Below are 15,397 nucleotides of genomic sequence, written 5' to 3' on the forward strand. Positions count from 1 at the left end.
CGGATGCCGCTACACTCCGATCTTTGGTCACACACTGGCGGTCACGGTGTCAGGAGGTCCACAGTGTGGTGGAGACGAGCACGCGTCGCTTGGCGCCTGCGCCGGGCCGGAGTGCCCGACCCACCGCAGCCCTACACCGTCGAGGCGTGGTGCGAGGCGATAGCCGTAGCCCAGGGACGCGCAATCCGGATCAACTGCGCCGAGCTACAAGCAGATTGGCCGCCGGGGTTCTTCTTCAACAGCGCCGAAGCTGACTACATCTTCACCGACGTCAGACTGCCATCGCTAACTCGAACACAAACCATTCTTCATGAGCTTGCCCATCTGCTCCTGGGGCACCGAGGCAACGCACTGCACGGAGACATCGACCCTTCCGCAGAGGCTGACGCCGAGATTGCCGCAGACATCCTGTCATGTCAGCTCGCGCGAGCGGCCCGTGCCGCCCGACGAGTGTCGGCATCGCCGCAGGAGGCGGAGCTGATCGACCGGCACTGGCGCACCCGGGACTGGATGAACGACCGCTGGGACGGCTGGCAGCTGGATCTGCTCTGGGTAAAGCTCAGAGCAGAAGCCCCCGATGCGCCGCTGATCCTCGTGCCGCACGACGATGAGCCCGCGCCGGCACTGGGCGGCAGCCGCCGCACCTACCGTCGCGTCGTCGAGGTTCACGAGCAACTGCGTCGGCTGCGGCCGTGGTACTCGGAGGATGTTCGCGTCAGCGCCCTGCGACGCGCAGAGAGGTGCCGGTTAGGCCCGGCGGACGCGGCGGCGGTTGCCGAAGCAGCAGTCATCGCCGTCGCGCTTCGGCGTCGGAAGGCCGGGGCGCCTCCCGCAGACGAGAAATCCGTGCTGCCTCAGCGCGACTCGGGCCACCTCGACATCCGCAAGGAGACACGGCGCCTTGCCAAGATATCCCGCGCCCTTCATCAATCTCCGCTCGTCCACGCCGAACTCGCGCGATGGGGCACCGCGACCAGAGGCGGCGGACTTCACCGACATGTCGCGTCGCCGGATAAGGACCGCCAACGCTGGTGGTTTGCTGCTTAACCGGGCCCAGCACGCCCGGCCTGCCGGCCGCCGCCAGTCTGGGTGATGCCTCCAGCCCGGTGCCGCCGCAGCCGCACCGCAAGGACATCCACGCCGACCGGCTCAAACCTGCGCTGCCGGCTGATGTTGTCACGGAACTCGCTCGGAAACGTCTCGTCACCGAACAGTGGTCCGGCCCCCAGCGAGCACCCGAGCTGCAGTAGCTCTCGGCGGTGCTGCTCATCGACGACACCTGGAACGACCACGCTCATGTCCAGGTCCATGCCGAGGTCCACCGCCGCCCGAATAGTGGACCGGGCAGTGCTCCACCCGCCGTCCAGGGCGTAGGCAGCATGCACAGAGACGAAGTCGAACTCTGCGGCGCTTAAGAGCTCAAGGCCCCGGTCGCCGCTACCGAACTCCTGCAACATGAACCGCACCCCGCTGCGCCGAAGGTCGCGGTACGCGTCGAGGTCCTGAATGCCTTCTGACGGTGCGATCGCCAAGACCAGCGTCGCGGGCGGCGCGTCAAACTTCCGGAGCAGATTCCGGACGGCCTGGACGAGCTTCGCGTTGACCGACCGGCCCGGCACGGGGATAACCAGCCCTGCGTGCGACAGCTTGGGCCGCCAGGTTTGGGCGGCGGCCAGCGACCGTGTCAGCGTGGTCTGCGTCAGGGCATCCAGCACTTCCTGGTCGTCGATCAGTTGATAGACATATTCGTCTGCCGAGAGGACTTCGTAGGGAGAGTACAGCCACCGAGGGAGTGCCTGCGCCAACACGGTAGCTCCCGATGCGAGGTCAACAATCGGCCTGAACGAGATCGACATTCGGGAATTCCGAAGCTCCGCGCCGAGCGTGAGCGGGCCAGGTTGTTCGGTCGTGGCGACAAGAGGATCGCGTCCTTGCTGCACCGATCGCCACATCCGCCTCTCGGCTAGCTTCAGAAGTTCCTCAGCGTCTGCTCGGGCCCCGGAGACCATGCCTGCGCTGGCTCGCACCGCTACGCTTTGGCCGCCATCTTGCACTTCTCGGCGAAGGTTGGAGACTGCCCAGCATGCCCGCTGATAGGCGGTGGCTTCGGAGGACGCCCAGACCGCAACCCCGAACTCGTGATCACCGATTCTGCCGACCGCCGCTTGGTGTTCGCGGAACGACCTCTCAAGACGCTGCGCCAACTTGGCCAGGACGCTGTCGGCGCGGTCCCGACCTATTGCTTCGCTGATGAACTTGAAGTTTTCGAGGCCGATGGCGATGAGGTGACAAGAGTCAGTGCCCTCAGCCGCTACGACTCGCCGTGTGAACGCCATCCTGTTCGAAAGGCCGGTGACGGCATCTTGAGTCGCGGCAAGCGCATGGCCGGCTGATTCCTCGCTCAACCGCTGATATGCGAACGCGATGTCAACGCTAGTCGAGATCGCCGACGCCAAGGCGCGCATGGTCGAGCGTTCGCGAGGCGTTAACACATCACGGGGTCCTTGCAGGTAGATCCGCAGAACTCCGTGCACGCCGGCGGCCTCCGCGCCGACCTCTTGGACGATCGATGGCGGGCCCACGCCATCGAGTCTGGGTGCGTCCGACGCTGCGCCGTCGTACACGATCAAGGCGTCGCCGTCGGCTCGAACCAGCCTTCTAGACGCGCCGACCTCTACCTCCGCCGCGCGGGCGCCGAAAAGGTCGACTGCACCCCGAGCCGCCGTACGCAGAACCTCGTCAAACTCCCGAGTAGTCAACGCATCGATCAGGGCAGCCAGCTTCTCCCAAACTCGGCGCTCCTCACGCAGCTTAAGCCGAAGCGACAGGACGCCATGTAGCACAAGCATGGCGACAGGAAGGATGATGAACGCCCTTTTGTCAAGACTGATTAGCGTTGCTGCGACGCCCGATATCACCGCCTCCGTCACGCCAACTATCAGCCTCATTTGCCACATGTATCGCAGCATCGCCTTGAACTTACGACCCGTGGAAAGGCATACTGCCGTCGTGGTAGCCAACTCGTCCAGTAGCCAGATGACGAGCGCTGCACTGGCGATTGCGAACAGACAGCGTTGAATCGGGAGGTCAACGCTAACAGCTCTATCGAACGCGGGTCGAATATCGTAGAGCGACATGACCGCAGTGGCAAGCATCGCCGCCACGATATCTTTGCTGATATTGTGGACAGCCTTATGTACGCTCGCCGAGCGGGGATATCTCGTCAGCACCTTTGCAGCGGACGCGCCGACTGCTACGCAGACGATGACCCATGGCGCTGGCAGCGCCGAAGCGCACACAAGGCACGCCGTAGGTGTGAGCGTTATTCTCATGGGGATTCGCGCAGGAAGTGGCGCAGAGAAGATCGCCCCGACTGCTATCAGCGATGCGCCCGTGAGAACGTAGACGAAATGGTGTTGCGCTGGCTCGCTCAGGTGGACGAGCGCCCATCCCAGGCCAACCAGCGCCATTACAACCAGCGTCGCAGTAAACAAAGCCAATGCGACGCTTTTTCTGCGGAGCGCGTCCATTTAGCCCCCCGTGGCTATTCGGCCCCCCAGCTTTCAAGTCGCTCAGAGTAGCAGACCGGTGACGTCAGCTCCACTCAAGCCCTTTACGCATGATCCCTCCCTTCGCATGAGCACTGCCGACTTGGCCGAATGTATTCACCGAGTTAGCCGATTTTCAATGCAAAAGTGTCTTTATGCCCATCCACAGCACACATCGGCACCTTGGAGTTGCCGCCTGCGCGCGGGCGGCTGCGCACGAGCACGGACCACTACCGTGCGCGATCTGAGAATAACGTTGAGTCCGCGCCTTGGCAGGCCGGGAGGACCTGCGGTGATAAATGCGCCACTCTCTGTGAGTACGTCCACACCACACCGGCCACAGCCGGGTAAGCCCTTCGACTCTGGGACATGCGACGCCCCGAGCGCCGGCTTCGAGACCGGTCCCACTCGCGCACATTTGGCCCCGTCGACCCGTCAGTAGCCGGCTACATCAGGGTTGGGTGGAAGGTGTTTCGGTGTCATTGACTGCGTGGCCGCGGTCAAGGATCAGCACGCAGGCGAACAGGCCCGGCCGTGCGCCGGCCACTTGTTCCTGCGCGGAGAGGAGCTCACCGGTGTCGGGTTTGATGATGAGCTGCGTCGTGGAGCCGTCCACAGTCAGCGTGAAGCCGAGCCCGGTCCGTCCGGCGAGGTCTGTTTGCTCGCCTTGATAAGCGATGTTCGGTACGGCGGCTAGGACGCGCAGAGTGGTCCGGCGCTGGTCCTGGTTGAGGTATTGATGGGTGGCGAGGCCGGTGACGCCGTGGACGAGGATTCGCGGGTAGGCGGGCCTACCGGCCAGTTCGCGTGGGGCCAGCGCGCTGGCGAGCGCGGTGGCGTCGGTGGGCAGCGGTTCGGTGAGGTACGCCTTGAGGTCGCCCGCTCGGTATGGGGTGGTCGTCCTCCGAGCTGTTGCGAAGTCGTCGCGCTCGGCCTGAGTCGGGCGGTGGGCGAGGCCAGGAACGTCGGGGAGCCGGCGGGTCACCTCGCGGCCGGAGTCGTCGGCGTCGCGGCGCCAGCGCTGAAGGTCGGTGCGGGTGATCTTTTTGGTGGCGCGGGTCCACGACTGGGTGTGCAGGTAGGTGTAGGGCAGTCCGGTGGCGGCGTCGGCGGGTGTGCCGCCAACGTTCCCGGCGAGGGTCAGCAGGCGTTCGCGCGGGGTGAGGCCGGGATCGGTGGCGGCCCTTGGAGGCGTTGTGGTGCTCTGCTGCTGTGGTGATGCGAACGCAGGTTGCGGGTGGGTCTGGCCGGCGGGGGTGCTCGATTGGCAGGCAGTGAGCAGGACTCCGAGAGCGCTCGCTGTCGCCAGGTGGGCGAGAGTAGTCGTTCGGGGCATGGGCATCGTGGTGATGATTCCTCGTTGGATAGGCAAGTGGACAGAGAGCTGATGCTGGCCCGCTTCGACGTTGAGGCGGTCCGGCGTTGGTGTGGGCGGTTGACAGTCGGGACGTGAGCGGCGGACGCCGCTGGGTTTGTGTTCGTTCGTCTGTAGGCGCTACGTGGCAGTGCGGAGCAGGTCGGTCAGTGCCTGTTGCCCGCGGTCGGTGAGCATGGCCGTCAGGGATCGCCGGTGTGGCACCTGCCGCAGGTGTCCGTCGGCGAGCAGCACGTTGAAGGTGTCGCGGACGGTGCCTTCTGGAAGACGATTGGCGCCCTCTGAAGGGGTATCCACCGTGGCGGCCAGCTCACGCACCGTCCATGTCCGCGTGGGATCCTCAAGCAGCGTCGAGTAGATGCGGCGCCGCTTGCCCGCCATCGACTCACCGTCCGAGCGCAAATCCTCACCGCCTCAGTCAGAATGGCCTGCTGCCCAGGACGGGCTGCGGTCACTGAGCGACATGTCGGTCGCGACGGGCGTCTCGTGGATCGGCTGGTCGGAGGCGTTGGCCGGTGAGCCGATGGTGGCCGCCACCCACCCGGCGGTATGCCGACGGGCGGGCGTGGTTGCCGGCTTCGGGGAAGGCAGCATCAGGTGGCCATGCGGGCGTGGACGGTGACGTTGCTGCTGACGCGTAGCAGGACCCCCGGGTCCTGCATGAGGCTGTCGAACTGGTCGAGTTCGGCGTTGGTGAACCCGACGGTGCCGGTGAGCTGATCCCGCAGGTGCCGGGCGGCGTGGCGGTAGAGGGCGCATCCGGGTCCGCCGCCGCGGCTGGTCTCGGTATGCGTGGTGGCGCACACCTGGTCCATGCCCAGGGCGACGAGCAGCCCGACGGTGGCGTCGGTCGAGGGACAGGCCGCCGGCGAACGAGTGAGGGTGTTGATCGCCCGGATGACCTTGTTGATGATGGCGGTGCCACCCGGGACAGCGGTGTAGACGACCGGCGGAGCGACGATGGTTCCGGCGAGGATAAGCCAGCCCCCGGAGCGGAGCAGCGCGACCACCGGCGCGAGCGCGTCGAGATGGTCTGGCTGACGGTGGGCCAGCACGATGTCGTAGCCCGGTGGATCAGCAATCGAATCCGTCCCGGTTGAAGCGTCGACCGCAGTGACGTGTCCGCTTGCGCCGACCAGGCGGGACACGTGCGCGATGTCGGCGGCGCCGGTGAGGTCTAAGACTCGGTTCCCGGTGCTGACGTTGACCCGCTCGAGTTGGTCGGTCAGTAGTCGCGTGAGTGTTGTCCGTGCCGCTGTACGCCACTGCTGTCCGCCGGTCGGCGCGTCGGTGTCGTTTTTCTGATCGGCGCTGCTGGTGCGATCAGTCATGGCGTTGAGCTCCCATCGGTGGTTGCCGCCGCGAAGTCCTGTAGCGGGTCGTCGATTCCGGCCAGGTGGCCGTGGCCTTGCTCTGTGCAGCTGGCGCGCAGGCGGGCGAGTTCTTGGCGCAAGCGCGGGCCGTCGCGGTGACCTGGGTGCGCGGCCTGGTGGTCGGCGGCGGTGCGGGCGAGAAGTTGACGCGCTTGGATGCAGTGCCCGTCCTGATAGAGGACGAGAGCGAGGGTCGCTTGGGCGGCGAGGGTGGGTAGCGCCCGAGGGCCTTCGGCCTTGCGGTGGTGGCGGATGAGATCGCTGTAGCAGTTCGCGGCGTCGGTGAAGTTGCCGGTGCGGCGGTGAGCGGTGGCGAGGATCCGCAGGGCCGAGTGCGTTTCTGGTGAGGTGGTGCCGAGCAGGCCGCGCAGGCTGCGGTGCGCCCACCCGGCCCAGGGCAGTGCGGTGCTGGGGTCGGCGTGGACGACGGTCAGCTCCGCGAGCAGGGCGGCGGCGAGCGCGGTGGCAAGGTCCAGGGCGCAGATGTCGTCGGCGGGGTCGGTGAGCAGCAGCCCGGTGTGCAGGGCCTCGATGGCGCGTGCGTGCTCACCGTGATCAGCGCGGGCGCGGGCATAGCTGAGGCGTTGCGCCATGGACATCCGGGGCCCGACGAGCTTCCGCGGGTGAGACCGCCACGTGAGGTGCAGATCGGTGTGATCAGCCCCGACTGCGACACGGTGCAGGGCACCCGGGGCATACGCGGCAGCGAATTCGGTCTTGCCGGGTGGCACGAGGTGCGGGGCGCGGTGCAGCACCGCCTCAGCGACCGCGTCGCGCAACGCCTGCGCCGGAACAGGTGCCCGTCCGCAGGCGGGCATGCACAGGTAGACCTGTGGGCCTTTGGGGAGGTGCACCAGGATCATGCGGTTGGCGCAGAGGTGGCAGGTTGTCAGCCCTGGTGGGACCGGGGCGGCTGGCACCGCTCGTGCCCGCGCCACCCATTCGTCGATGGTGGCCCGTGACACGCCGCATTCGCTGGACACTTCCTTGACCGCGGGAGGCAGGCCACGCTCAGCGGCATGTCTCAGCGTCGCGGCCACCGTGTTGGCGACGAACGCCGGCGTCCACGGAGCGACCGGCAGGGACCGCGTCGGCATAGTGCATTCCCCTTGTTGATCAGGTCGCTATGCGGCCAGTGAGGTGACCGGCACCGGCAAGGACGGCGTGAACTGCGTGCAGACGGCGCGGTGGTTTTCGCTGGCCGGCATTCGCGCGATGTCGCTGACGAGGCTGCGAAGAGGGTCGCCGTTCGTCAGGTAGCGGGCGGCGATGGTCGCGGCGACCCTGAGGCAGCGCTGCGAGATGTCGGGTGATCCGCAGTCGCGGTACAGGCAGGCGAGCTGGGTGAGCGCTTTCAGGGTGACGGGTGCTTCTGGTCCGTGGCGGCGTTCGGCGGTGGTGTAGACGTCGGCGAGGTCCCGGATTGCCTGGCCGCAGCGGCCGATGCGCTGGTGGGCGGCGGCCAGGCCGGCGCGGGCGTGCAGGGCCCGCTCGTGGCTGGCGCCGAGTGCGGCGGTGGCGAGGTCGGTCAGGTCGCGGTAGGCGGTGACGGCCTGGTCGGTGTGTCCGGTCAGCGCGGCCAGGGGTGCCAGTACCTCCGCCGCGTCGAGTTGCTCCGCTGCGGACGTGCCGTGGTGGGCGAGCGTGCGGGCGTAGACGGCCCAAAGGTAGGCGTCCGTGAGGTCGCCGAGCGTCTGCCGCGCTGCGGCGTGGTCGATCGCCGCGCGCGCGGGCGTCTGGTGTGTTTCGTGCGCCGGTTGACGGGTCCGGGGCATCGGCGTCCGCGTTGGCATGTCCGTTCTGGCTCCCGATCATGTTCGGCATTAGGCAGGGATGGTCTGCGGGGTTGGTGTGGCCGGCGGCGGCAGTGGGGGCCGGTCGCCGCCGGCCACGTCGGTCGCCCCTGCCCTCCCCTTGATGGGCAGGCGACCGGCCTGTGCACCCCCGGGCGCGGGCTCAGCGCGACTGGCGGGCAATGATGCGGACGACGGTGGGACGTAGGTATGGCGTGCTGGCTTGGCCCGGCGCCTCAGCGTCGGCATCCGGGTCTGCCGTCGGTGACCTCGACGACAGTGGTCAGGTCGTGAGGTCGGCCATCAGTTTCGCGAAACGATCGAGGTCTTCGGCCGTCGCGCCGTCGTGGAGGAGCTGGTCTGTCAGCTGGTGGACGTTGTCGGCGTAGAGCTGGCAGCGGGGGCGGATAGCGCAGCCCGGCACCGGGGTGGTGGCCAGTAGCAGGACGCTGACCACGGCGGCGATACGGGCGAGCGATGCTCGGCGCCCGTACCGCTGCTGGCAACGCGTGATCATGGCTGGATGTCTTCCTTGTCTGGCCTGTGCTGTGTGATGGATCGTTGGGCCCAGCGGGCGTACTCGCAGGGGGCGGGTTTGAGCTGGTGGTAGTCGGTGCGGCAGCCGTGGCAAAAGCCGTCGATGTCGCGGTGGGCGGCTAGTACCGCGCGAGCAGCGTCGAGGAAATCGCGTGCCTGCCCGGCCGCGGCCAGAGGGCGGACGTTGGGCTGGTCGCCGCCGCTGAGGCTCATGGTGGGCTGTGCGGGAGAGGCGGGAGGGGCGGTGGCTTGTCGATCCACTCCGGGTCGGCGTTATGGAGGCGGGCCAAGCTGTCGGGGCTGGCGCACATGGTGAAAAGGGTGTGGCCACCGCGCTTGCTGAAGCCGACGGTGGTCCCATCGGGCAGAGCCAGCCCCCAGCCCACGATCGTTGGTGGGCCTTCGTCGTCGGGATAGTCGAGAAGCGCGAAGCGACTCGGAGCCGGCGGCGTATCAAGGTCCTCAGTTTCCATGTGCGGCTCCCGACGGGGTGACGCCGAGTAGTTCGCCGAGGCGGCGACCAAGAGGCTCGGCATGGTGGGAAGTGGCGGTGCTCAGTGCAACCTGTCCGTGGTCGAGGACGACAACGTGGTCGGCGAGGGGCAGGGCGAACGTGAGGTTCTGCTCGGCGATGACGACCCCGACACCGTGAGAGACGATCGCGGTGATCGCGGCAGCGATCTGCTGCACGACGGCGGGCGCGAGGCCTTCGGAGGGCTCGTCCAGGAGCAGCACGCGGGGGCAGGTCAGCAGGGCTCGGGCGAGCGCGAGCATCTGCTGTTCACCGCCGGACAGCTGCGCGGCGTGGTGCTTGAGCCGTTCGCGCAGGGCGGGCAGGAGGGTGAGGACGTCGTCTCGGCTCCAGGGGCGGCCGGGGTCGCTGCCCCGGCGGGATGCCGCTCGCGCGACGGTGAGGTGCTCGTCGACGGTCAGGGCGAACAGTCGCCGGCCCTGCGGAACGAGGTTCAGTCGGGCCTCGGCGATCCGGTGCACGTCGGTGGGTAGCGGGCGTCCCCCGAGCGTGATGGTGGTAGGCGGCATCCGCGGGATGAGCCCGGCCAGGGCGTTGAGCACGGTGGTCTTGCCGGCGCCGTTGCGGCCCAGCAGCGCCAGGATCTGCCCCTCTGATAGGTCAAGGTCGACGTCGCGCACCGCGGGCGCGCCCTGGTAGCCGACCCGCAGTCCGCGAACACGCAACAGCGGTCGCCGCCCGTTGCCGTCCGGTCTCGCTGTGTTCGGGGCCGGCACGTCGCTGGCCGGGGTGGCGCTGAGGTAGGCGGCCTGGACGGCCGGATCAGCGCGGATAACGTCCGGGGCGCCGGTGGCGACGTGGTGACCGTGGTGCAGGACGGTGACAGTGTCCGCGACCTCCCACACCAGCTCAAGGTGGTGATCGATCAGCAGAACCGTGACACCCGGGGGAAGCGCCCGGATGATTTGCGCGAGCTGCGCGACGTCGCCGGGGTCGAGACCGGCCGACGGCTCGTCGAGCAGCAGCAGCCGCGGCGCGGTGGCGAGCGCGAGCACCAGCTCCAGGCGCCGACGCACCCCGTACGGCAGGGTCCCGGCAGGCTGGTGGGCGTATTTGGCGAGTCCGGCTGTGTCCAGGACGGCGTGCGCGTGGTCGGTGAGAGCGCCGCAGCGGATGCGACCGGACCGGGCGCTGGGCGGGGTGCGGCGGCTGATGGCCAGGGCGACGTTGCGGGCGGCGGAGAGCCGACCGAACACGGCCGGGTGTTGGAAGGTGCGGCCGATGCCCCGGCGGGCGCGGGCCGCCGGGCCGAGGCAGGTCACGTCGCGACCATCGAGGAGGATTCGGCCGCTGGTCGGGCGCACGCTGCCGGCGATGATCCCGAACAGGGTGCTCTTGCCCGCTCCGTTGGCGCCGATGACGGCGTGCCGGGCCCCGGCAGGCAGGGCGAGGCTGACGTCGTGCAGGGCCTGCAGTCCGCCGTAGCGGCGGCCCACCGCGTCGAGGCGAAGGAGGGTCACGACCACCACCGCCGGGATCCCGGGGGGCCAGCGATCAGCGGTGGGGCCGTCGCGGTCTTGGGTCGCGGGCCGGTGTTGTGGCCGTCGCGGAGTTCGAGGGACGGCCTGGTCGGGTGGGGGCATCGCAATGCCCATGGGTGGATGCTCACGACGGTTTCCCTTCGGCGGGTGTACGGCGCAGGCGGGTGAGGTGCCGGGCGAGTGGCCGGCCGTAGGCGACGACAAGGAACAGTGCGCCGAGCAGGGCGGGGGCGTGGCCGCCGGTGGCGCCGCCGACCAGGTCGCGGGCGGCGACCACGGCGATCGCCCCTGCGACGGCGCCGGTCATGGTGCCGGCGCCGATCGCGGCGGCCAGGAGTGCGACGGCGGCGATCTCGAAGCCGAGGTCGGCGGGCGATACGTACCGGTTGACCGCGACGAGGAGCGCCCCGCCGGCCCCCGCGAGCGCACCGGCCGCGGTGTAGCCAGCGGCCAGCTCCGCGGTGACGTGGTGGCCGAGGGCGGCCATGCGGGTTTCGTGGTCGGCGCAGCCGCGCAGCATCAGGGCGAGGCGGGAGCGCATCAGCACCGCCACGGCCGCGACGAGCAGGAGGAAACAGCCCAGCGTGTACCAGTAGACGTACCCGGCGCCGGTCAGCGGCGCGGTGCCGGGCCAGACGGTGACCGGCGGGGTGTGCATTCCCTCGTCGCCGCCGGTGACGGTGCTCCATTGTGCGGCGATAGTTGCGGTGAGGCTTTGCACCGCGAAGGTCGTCATGAGGAACGCGGTGGCGCGGGTCCGTAGCACCAGCGGGGCTGTCGCGGCGGCCGTGAGCGCGCCGGCTGCCGCTGCGGTGACGAGTTGCGCGGGCCCGATGGTGAGGCCCGCCTCGGCGAGCAGTGCCGCGGTGTAGGCGCCGACTCCGAGATAGGCGGCCTGACCGAATGACGGCAGGCCAGCGACACCGACGAGCAGCTGGGTGCTCATGGCCAGCACCGCGAGGACCAGTGCCGTGCTGGCCAGAGACACGGTGTACGCGTCGGTCAGCGCGGGCAGCAGCAGCGCGCCGAGTCCGACGCACCCGGCGAGACCCGCGCGGAGCCCGGGTCGTGGGCGGCCGGCCGCCGGCGGTGCCGTCTGGTGTGCCGGCACCGCGGCGCTGGTGGTAGCAGTACCGGTGGTCATGCTGGCCTCCCGACGGCCGGCGCCGCGACGTGTCCTCGAAGGACCAGGACGGCGAACAGCGCACTGAACAGGGCGAATGGGGCCAGAGTGGGCGCGGCGAGCACGCCGAGGGTTTGCACCTGACCGACCAGCAGCGCCGCGGCGAGCGTCGCGGGGATCGAGCCGGCGCCGCCGAGGACGACGACGATCAGCGACAACACCAGCACGTGGGTGTCGACCCCGGGGGCAGGCCCGAGCAGGGGCGCGCCGAGGACCCCGGCGGTGACGGCGAGCACCGCGCCGACGGCGAGCACCGCCACCCGCACCCGGCCCGTGTGGATACCGGTGGCAGCGGCCATGGCCGGGTCGGAGACGGTGGCCCGCAGCATCAGGCCCGCCGTGGTGCGCCGCACCGCCCAGTGCAGGGCGACTGCCACCGCGGCGGCGACGCCGATGAACAACAGCCGGTAGAGCGGGTAGCCGCGCCCGAGGATGTCGACGCGGCCGGCGAGGAGGATCGGCGGGTCGGCGGGTAGCGACGTCGCACCGAACACGCCGGCGAATGCGTCTGCGGCGAGGAACGCGATGCCGAGCGTGGCGAGGGCTTGGTCGAGGTGACCCCGCCCGGCCAGCGGGCGTAGCGCGGCAGCCAGCGCGGCGCCCCCGAAGGCACCTGCTGCTATGCCGACGGCGAGGGCGACGAGCAGGCCGAGCACGCTGCCGTCGGTGAACAGATAGGCGAGGTAGGCGCCGAGGAGGTAGAGCGTGCCGTGGGCCAGGTTGAGCACGTCCATGACGCCGAAGATCAGCGCCAAGCCGGCGGCCACGACGAACAACAGCAGCCCGAAGGCCAATCCGTCCAGCGCGGTCACCCCGTACGTTGCTACCTGCCCCACGACACGCCCCTCCTCTCCTTGCGTGGTCTGGTTCAGTCCTCGGCCCGGCGGCCGACGCTGGTGACCATCGGGTACGACCACGCGAGGGTGTCCGGGTCGTCCATCCCGGAGCGCAGCGTCTCCAGCTGTTCGACGCTCACGCCGCGCGCGATCAACGCGGGCTCCATCTGGCGGCTGTTGCTGGCATGCAGCAGGCATCCGGCCTCACCGCCGCTCCACAGCCGGTTGTGCACCTCGGCCTCCACGTCGACCAGCCCGGCGTCGCGCATCGCCACGGGCACCCGGTAGGCCCAGCTCGGCGAGGCGCCGTTGTCTTCAGCCAAGCCCACGAGGGCCCTCTGGAACGCCACGAACGGCTCGGCCAAGCCGACCGGGCCGCGCAGCAGCATCTCGTCGAGGTGGGTGCAGTCCCAGTCGGAGACCACCAGCACCCCGCCGGGCTTGAGCGCCGCGACAGCTCGCCGCAACACCTGCTCACGCTGGGTCAGGTGCATCAGCAGCAGCCGGGCGTGCACGAGGTCGTACACGCCCTCGCCGAGGTCGAGGGTGGTGACGTCGCCGGTGCGCACGTCGATCAGCTCGTGGGTGGCGACGTGTCGGGGGTCGGCGTCGATGGCGACGACCCGACCGGCGGGGCTGACCTGGTCGGCGAGCCACCGGGCGACGCTGCCAAGGCCAGTGCCGAGGTCGAGGCAGTTCCACCCGGATTCCACGCCGCTGCGGGCGAGCACGTCGGTGGAGTGCCCGTCGAGGATCTCGGCGAGCAACCTCACCTGCCGGACCGCAGCCGGGGAGGAGTTGTCGAAGGTGTACCGGCCGCCGCCGTTGGCCGTCGTGTCGGTGTTGGGTGCTGCGGTCATCAGAGAATCTCCTAGCTGCCGAGGGTGGTCAGGTTCTGCACGACGACGTTGGCGCGGGCGCGGCCGTCGATCTCGACTCTGCGCAGGTACCAGGGCTGGATCGGGCTGTGGTTGCTGCCGAAGCGCCATTGACCGCGCGGGCTGTCGATCGCGCCGAGTCTCCCGATCGCCGCGTTGATCGACTCACTGGTCGGTTTCTCACCAGCGGCGGCGATGGCTTGGTCGAGGACGAGCGCGGCGTCGTAGCCGGTCACGTTGTACAAGTTCGGCGGCGCCTGGTGCTTCTGCTGGTAGGCCGGTGCGAACGTCCGGTTGGCGGCGTTGTCGAGGTTCGGGGCGTAGTTCAGCACCGTCTGCACCCCGTCAGCGGCAGCCCCTTCGGCCGCGAGGACGCTGCCCTCGGTAAGGAACCCCGCCGCGTACAGCGGGACCTTTCCCTTGAGCCCGGCCTGCTCGTACTGCTTGACGAAGTCGACCGCCATGGTGCCGGCGTAGAAGCAGTAGACGGCCTTGGCGTCCGTGTCGGCGATCTTGTTGAGGTACGGCAGGAAGTTGGTCGTGGCCGGCCACGGCGTCCAGGCCGGCTTACCGTCGTCGTTGGCGAGTTTCCCGCCGGCCTTCGTGAAGGCGTCGACGAACCCACCGATCTGGTCGTAGCCGCCCTGGTAGTCCGGGCCGATCACGTAGACCGGCCCAGGCACCGCAGTCCGTACGTGCTCGGCGATTGCCTGTCCGGTCTCGCGCGACAGCCACGAGGTGTGCCAGATATAGGAGACGTCGGTCAGCGTCGACGGCCGCCCACCAGTGCCAACGAACGGGACCTTTTTCTCGGTGACCAGCGTTTTGATGGACTCGACGGCGTCGGCGCTGCCGGTCCCGGCGATGACCGCGACCTTGTCCTTCTCGAGCAGCTTGCGGGCGGCGTTGAGCGCGGACTGCTTGCCCTCGGCCTCGTCGGCGGTGATGACCTGCACCGGGTGGCCGCCGAGCTTCCCGCCGTGGGTGTCGAGGTAGAGCTGCCAGCCCTTGGCCAGGTCATCACCGATGGCCTTGTACGGGCCGGACTGCGGCAACATCAGACCAATGCGAATCGTGTCGCCGGTGGCGCTGCTCGAGTCGAGGCTTGAGCCGGAACAACCGGCCAGCGCGGCGAGCATGCTCAGCGCGATAACGGACGCGAGCAGACGGGACGGGTGTCGTCGATGATTCACGGGGCTCCTCATCAGGGTTGGGGATCTGTGCGGACCGAGACACGTCGCAGGGCGATGACGTGCTCGACCAGGGCGATGAGCGTCCGGCGGACCTGCGCCCGGTCGCGCGCATCGCCATGCAGCAGCGGGACCGTGTCCGGCACGTTGAGCGCCTGGCGCAGCTCCCCGTCGTCAAAGCGGGGCGCTCCCGGGAAAGCGTTGATCGCGACCGCGTACGGCAAACGCTGCGCGTCGAAGTAGTCGATGGCGGCGTAGCAGTCATCCAGGCGGCGCGTGTCGGTCAGGACGATCGCGCCGATAGCACCTCGGCACACCTCGTCCCACATGAACCAGAACCGGTCCTGACCAGGAGTGCCGAACAGGTAGAGGATCAGCGTGTCGTCGATGGTGATCCGGCCGAAGTCCATCGCGACGGTCGTCGTTGTCTTGCCTGGCACGGCGGCGGTGTCGTCCACCCCCACGCTGGCGGTCGTCATGACCGCTTCGGTACGCAGGGGCGTAATCTCGGAGATCGCGCCGACGAAGGTGGTCTTACCAGCACCGAAGCCACCGGCCACCACGATCTTCGCGGAGCTGACCCGCCGCTCGCCGCCCGCGATGTGTTGCTCGCCCATAGCGATGGACGATGAGGGCGGGCGGCGGAGCTCTCCCACCGGCTGTTGGAGACC

The 15,397-nt window shown here is 68.9% G+C and carries 15 protein-coding genes; 1 reads left to right on the forward strand and 14 read right to left on the reverse strand.

The annotated features are described in order from the left end of the window. Positions 1-111 precede the first annotated feature (111 nt). Positions 112-1,047 carry a DUF6545 domain-containing protein gene (locus AB0A90_RS17070; RefSeq protein ID WP_357248143.1) on the forward strand — a complete coding sequence of 312 codons (936 nt, stop codon included), beginning with the start codon at positions 112-114 and terminating at the stop codon, positions 1,045-1,047. On the opposite strand, the gene AB0A90_RS17075 is transcribed toward AB0A90_RS17070, so the two are convergent. The 14 genes from AB0A90_RS17075 to AB0A90_RS17140 form a co-directional block, all read right to left on the reverse strand. Beyond that, the gene (locus AB0A90_RS17075; RefSeq protein WP_357248146.1) at positions 1,044-3,530 is read right to left on the reverse strand and encodes an EAL domain-containing protein; all 2,487 of its coding nucleotides are present in this window, start codon (positions 3,528-3,530) and stop codon (positions 1,044-1,046) included. The genes AB0A90_RS17070 and AB0A90_RS17075 overlap by 4 nt on opposite strands. A 469-nt stretch (positions 3,531-3,999) precedes the next feature. Next, positions 4,000-4,890 (reverse strand): hypothetical protein, encoded by an 891-nt coding sequence (locus AB0A90_RS17080; protein ID WP_357248149.1) that lies wholly within the window; start codon positions 4,888-4,890, stop codon positions 4,000-4,002. A 153-nt stretch (positions 4,891-5,043) separates the two neighbouring features. Continuing rightward, positions 5,044-5,304, reverse strand: a complete 261-nt coding sequence (locus AB0A90_RS17085) for a hypothetical protein (protein ID WP_357248152.1) — start codon at positions 5,302-5,304, stop codon at positions 5,044-5,046. Positions 5,305-5,516: 212 nt separating this feature from the next. Continuing rightward, entirely contained in the window at positions 5,517-6,254 is a 738-nt protein-coding gene (locus tag AB0A90_RS17090) for a hypothetical protein (RefSeq protein ID WP_357248155.1), read from the reverse strand. Next, positions 6,251-7,393 carry a tetratricopeptide repeat protein gene (locus tag AB0A90_RS17095; RefSeq protein ID WP_357248158.1) on the reverse strand — a complete coding sequence of 381 codons (1,143 nt, stop codon included), beginning with the start codon at positions 7,391-7,393 and terminating at the stop codon, positions 6,251-6,253. Before AB0A90_RS17095 ends, AB0A90_RS17090 begins: the two co-directional genes overlap by 4 nt. Before the next feature lie 27 nt (positions 7,394-7,420). Continuing rightward, positions 7,421-8,089 carry a hypothetical protein gene (locus AB0A90_RS17100; protein WP_357248161.1) on the reverse strand — a complete coding sequence of 223 codons (669 nt, stop codon included), beginning with the start codon at positions 8,087-8,089 and terminating at the stop codon, positions 7,421-7,423. A gap of 283 nt (positions 8,090-8,372) precedes the next feature. Further along, positions 8,373-8,606, reverse strand: a complete 234-nt coding sequence (locus tag AB0A90_RS17105) for a hypothetical protein (protein WP_357248163.1) — start codon at positions 8,604-8,606, stop codon at positions 8,373-8,375. 229 nt (positions 8,607-8,835) lie between these two features. Then, positions 8,836-9,099, reverse strand: coding sequence for a hypothetical protein (locus tag AB0A90_RS17110; RefSeq protein WP_357248166.1), 264 nt, complete (start codon positions 9,097-9,099; stop codon positions 8,836-8,838). Beyond that, positions 9,089-10,618: an ATP-binding cassette domain-containing protein gene (locus AB0A90_RS17115; protein WP_357248169.1), complete on the reverse strand. Its 1,530-nt coding sequence runs from the start codon at positions 10,616-10,618 to the stop codon at positions 9,089-9,091. Before AB0A90_RS17115 ends, AB0A90_RS17110 begins: the two co-directional genes overlap by 11 nt. Positions 10,619-10,763: 145 nt before the next feature. Then, entirely contained in the window at positions 10,764-11,783 is a 1,020-nt protein-coding gene (locus AB0A90_RS17120; protein WP_357248172.1) for a branched-chain amino acid ABC transporter permease, read from the reverse strand. Next, positions 11,780-12,658 carry a branched-chain amino acid ABC transporter permease gene (locus AB0A90_RS17125; protein ID WP_357248175.1) on the reverse strand — a complete coding sequence of 293 codons (879 nt, stop codon included), beginning with the start codon at positions 12,656-12,658 and terminating at the stop codon, positions 11,780-11,782. Before AB0A90_RS17125 ends, AB0A90_RS17120 begins: the two co-directional genes overlap by 4 nt. 32 nt (positions 12,659-12,690) lie before the next feature. Then, the gene (locus tag AB0A90_RS17130) at positions 12,691-13,518 is read right to left on the reverse strand and encodes a class I SAM-dependent methyltransferase (RefSeq protein WP_357248178.1); all 828 of its coding nucleotides are present in this window, start codon (positions 13,516-13,518) and stop codon (positions 12,691-12,693) included. A gap of 11 nt (positions 13,519-13,529) precedes the next feature. Then, positions 13,530-14,675: an ABC transporter substrate-binding protein gene (locus AB0A90_RS17135; RefSeq protein WP_357248771.1), complete on the reverse strand. Its 1,146-nt coding sequence runs from the start codon at positions 14,673-14,675 to the stop codon at positions 13,530-13,532. Between the two features lie 65 nt (positions 14,676-14,740). Beyond that, positions 14,741-15,343 carry an ATP/GTP-binding protein gene (locus AB0A90_RS17140; protein ID WP_357248181.1) on the reverse strand — a complete coding sequence of 201 codons (603 nt, stop codon included), beginning with the start codon at positions 15,341-15,343 and terminating at the stop codon, positions 14,741-14,743. Positions 15,344-15,397 lie beyond the last annotated feature (54 nt).

This window comes from Micromonospora sp. NPDC049204, assembly GCF_040647935.1.
Lineage (GTDB): Bacteria > Actinomycetota > Actinomycetes > Mycobacteriales > Micromonosporaceae > Micromonospora.